General features: G+C 25.1%; 4 protein-coding genes and 1 pseudogene. 4 read left to right on the plus strand and 1 reads right to left on the minus strand.

Annotation, left to right across the window (positions count from 1 at the left end):
* The 4 genes and pseudogenes from C6B38_RS10900 to C6B38_RS10910 all read left to right on the plus strand — a co-directional run.
* On the plus strand, window positions 1-255 hold a 255-nt coding region (locus C6B38_RS10900; RefSeq protein ID WP_233485460.1), incomplete at its 5' end, for a hypothetical protein.
* Between the two features lie 464 nt (window positions 256-719).
* Window positions 720-1,925, plus strand: a complete 1,206-nt coding sequence (locus C6B38_RS01020) for a hypothetical protein (protein ID WP_105298319.1) — start codon at window positions 720-722, stop codon at window positions 1,923-1,925.
* A gap of 180 nt (window positions 1,926-2,105) precedes the next feature.
* Window positions 2,106-2,162, plus strand: a pseudogene (locus tag C6B38_RS11795) (hypothetical protein); the annotation flags it as partial.
* A gap of 171 nt (window positions 2,163-2,333) precedes the next feature.
* Window positions 2,334-2,633 carry a hypothetical protein gene (locus C6B38_RS10910; protein ID WP_105298320.1) on the plus strand — a complete coding sequence of 100 codons (300 nt, stop codon included), beginning with the start codon at window positions 2,334-2,336 and terminating at the stop codon, window positions 2,631-2,633.
* Window positions 2,634-2,750: 117 nt separating this feature from the next.
* Here C6B38_RS10910 and C6B38_RS01030 read toward each other — a convergent pair whose 3' ends face one another.
* Window positions 2,751-3,014 carry a hypothetical protein gene (locus C6B38_RS01030; protein WP_105298321.1) on the minus strand — a complete coding sequence of 88 codons (264 nt, stop codon included), beginning with the start codon at window positions 3,012-3,014 and terminating at the stop codon, window positions 2,751-2,753.
* Window positions 3,015-3,788: the final 774 nt, after the last annotated feature.

Genomic DNA, 3,788 nt, shown 5'->3' on the forward strand with positions numbered 1-3,788 from the left:
ACACGAGATAATAACAAATATCGCTTGGCGGGTTATCAAGCAATTAATGACACAGCAATTAAAGAATTGCATTATTTAACTGTGTCTGATCGCCGCTTATTTAACTGTGTCTGATCGCCGCTACGAAAAAGAAGAAGCAACAAACCCTTTTTTAAGTGGGTTAACTTACCAACAAGCACGCAAACAAATTTGCGCTGAAAGCGACAAATTAAAATAAGAATACCAATCTTTCGTAAAAAACAAGTATTCTGTTAATTCCAATAAAAACCGAGCAAGAGAAAATAATTCTCTTGTTGATAATTATAACACTGTTTACGAAAAAAAACAAGGGCGCCCCACCAGAAATGTCCGAAGAAGAACTCAACAAGTTATTAGTGGAATTAGACAACTTAGACTAACTCCCCTATCGAGTTCTTAACTCCCCTACCAACAAAGCACAGAACTTGCATAAAACCACAGAGTAGCAAGACAACAAATAAACAAAACCAAGATATGGTCGTGATCATATCATTTTTGCTGTTTAGTAAAAAGCGATATTTTTTATTTCTTTTGCTTCCAATAGAAAACCAAAATAAATACCATTACTATATCAAAACAAAATATTTAATAAATTTTATATACTTTTAAAATATATTTATTAGTATTTTATTCAAAAAATATTAAATATTTAGAATATATAATATAATTAAATTTAATAAAAAAAAAAAAGGAATAGAAAAATGAAAAATTTGTTGATGAGTTTAAAGTTTATAATATTAATAATAATTTTAAGTCATATTATATTATTTACTACATTATCATTAGTTAGTTGTAATTATAAAAATAATATAGATTTTAATACAATAAATAATATATTACCAACTTCTAATAGCATAAAAAAATATTTAAAAACTAAAAATTATAATATTGAAAATTTTGATGTTGATATAGAACCAGGGATGAAAACAGCAATAATTCGTTTTATGCCTGATGTTAATAATAAACCATTTTTAACAAAAAAAATTAATTTAATATGATCAACAAATGATATTAATAAGATTATTACTTTTACTTCATTACCATTACCAGTTGAATTTATTCCAATAATAGAAAATGAATATAACCCTAAATACAAATTAACACCAGAATCAGCCTTAAATGCTATTAATTTATTGAATGGAACTAATTTTTCTTTTTCTGATATTGAAATAAAAATTAATGAATCAAATCATAATTTAATGATTACACCAAAATTAAATGGAAATTTTATTGGTTCAACAGTTGAAATTATTAATGAACCAATTAGTTTAAACCAATTATTTCCATTAGATAATATTGGTAATGTATATATTGTTAAAGAAGTTTGAGATTCATATATATCTTCACATAATTCAACAAATTTAGGAATATTAGCAAGTGTTTTAGAAGTTGCAGGAGATCGTAATCGTTTTTCTGGGTTTTATAAAACAACACTAAAGTTTTTAATTTCTAGTTGTTTTTTGAAAAATAAAATAAAATTATTTATTGACGAAAAAAAACAAGAAGGAACATTAAAAATATCAGCAAATAATTATAAAAATATTATTAATGAATCAACAATAATTTTTAAATTTAAAATTATTACAAATCCAAAAAAATTTTTAAATTTTAAAAGTAAAAAACCAAATAAAGATGAAGAAATAAATGTTACTTTAGATAAAACATATACAAAAGATACAATTGATATATTACGTTATGATCTTGTTAAAAAAATAATAGGGCAAGATTTTGCTAATAAATATAAAGATATTTTATATGATGAAATTTGATTAATTAGTTTTGATAATAATAAAAAAGAGGCAATTTTAACACCTAAGCCAGGATCAAAATTATTTGCTGTTTCTGATCAAGAATCACAAGATTATAAATTAATACCACATTATACTTTAAAAGTAATTTTTAAATAAAAAAATAATGATAGTCAAATTTATATCGAATTTGAACGCACCCGCAAGTCACCCAAACGGTTTAGAAAAAGTTAGATGTAAATACTAAACAATTACGAAATTTGAAGCAATAAGGAATAAATGTTATAAAAATAATATATAAATATTTAAAAATAAAGGAGATAAAATAACAATGAAAAAATACTAAGTTTAATTGGAGCAGTTAGTTTAACTGAAACTGGAGCAAGTAGTGTTGTCGCTTGTTGATATGAAAAAGAGAAAGAATATACCGATAAAGAATTACTAAAACTTAAAGAAATAAATAAAATAGATACTGCTAACCAAGAAATTAAAGACAACTTAGAATGAATAGCACCCCAAGAAGAACCATTTAACATTATTGATAATTATAACCATTATTTTTATGTTGTGTGGCGTGGTGATGAAAATGATAATTGAAGAATTATTAAGTTTAAATATAATAGTTCCTCAAAAGTTTTGGATACCGACAGTTTTGGTAGTTCAATTGTTTTACTACCCGCCGAAAAGGAAACATATTTAGTTGTTAAAGAGAAGAAATTTGTTAATTCTTATACTTATTGAATCGCACTACATAGTGCTTATTATAGAAAATATATTAAAGCAGTTTATCGTTGAAATTTATATACAAAAGAACCCAATTTAGTTCTTGATAGTGATGGCGATGTAAAGGTTCAGGGTGAATATTAACAATTATTATTATATTATCAAGCAATATTTCTTAATCCCTATTAAATCAATACAATAAAAACAATTTTATTTATTTAATGATTGACTGTGTCTTTATTCTTTTAAAATAAAACATAGTTATTGTGTGTTTCAAATTTTGTAGGTGTCTAGTTCTTGTCACGCATAGTTATTGATTTGATTTTCAATTCAATTAGAGAGTGTTTGTGTTGGGGTAATTCAGTGGACTTGGTAGTTGTCTTTATAGTATTTGCGGAGACCATCAAGTTTTTTTCTAAACCGCTCGGGGGTTTTTCGTATGCGCTCAAATTCCACTAATTGAATTATCCCATCATTTTTATAAACAATTAAGTCAGGGTAGGCGTTGAGATTACCATTTTCCATTTTGAGATCCCGCTCTGTTTGGTAGTGATCGATATCGGTTTGACTACAAAGTCATACACTACATAAATAATAATACAAATTATATTTACTAAGCATAATATTTGTATATTTTTATAATTTGCTATATAATGAATTTTTTAGCATTTTAAAATGCTATGACAATTAAAAACGGAAACACAATCCATTTTGACACAACTGTGTTTCCATAGACATCTTAACATATTTTATTTAACTTAAAATGTGTTGTATCAATTATTATAATTTTGTTTGTGGAAATGGCGGTCTGTTATTTCCCTTTTTATTTGTTTTTGAAAAAAGGAGTTGAAAACAAATTATTTAATTCTCCCTTGTGGTAAAATAAAAACAACTAAATAAACAAAAAGAAAAATGACCCAAACGTCATTCTTCTATACACCTATTAAGTGGTCAAGCAAACCACTTAACTAGGGCTTATTGATTTAACCCCCACCGTTTTATGGTAGGTCAGTTAAATTATAACATTTTTTAATTTTTGTGTATAGGTAGAGTGATAAAAAAGTCATTCTACCTATTTTTTTATTTAAATATTAAAATAACAAAAATTAAGTCTATATCAGCGTTGAAATAACCAAAAAGAATGATTCTTTTTTAGATTTTGGAAAATATCAACACTGATAAAGGGTTTAAATATTGTGAAAACCGTAGAAAGGAGCATATTATTATGCAAGAACTAACACAACAAACAGAACAACTCAATTATCACTTTGTTGAGATAAATGGGTTTAGTTATAAAGT

The sequence above is a fragment of the Spiroplasma sp. ChiS genome, from assembly GCF_002968355.1.
GTDB lineage: Bacteria > Bacillota_I > Bacilli_A > Mycoplasmatales > Mycoplasmataceae > Spiroplasma > Spiroplasma citri.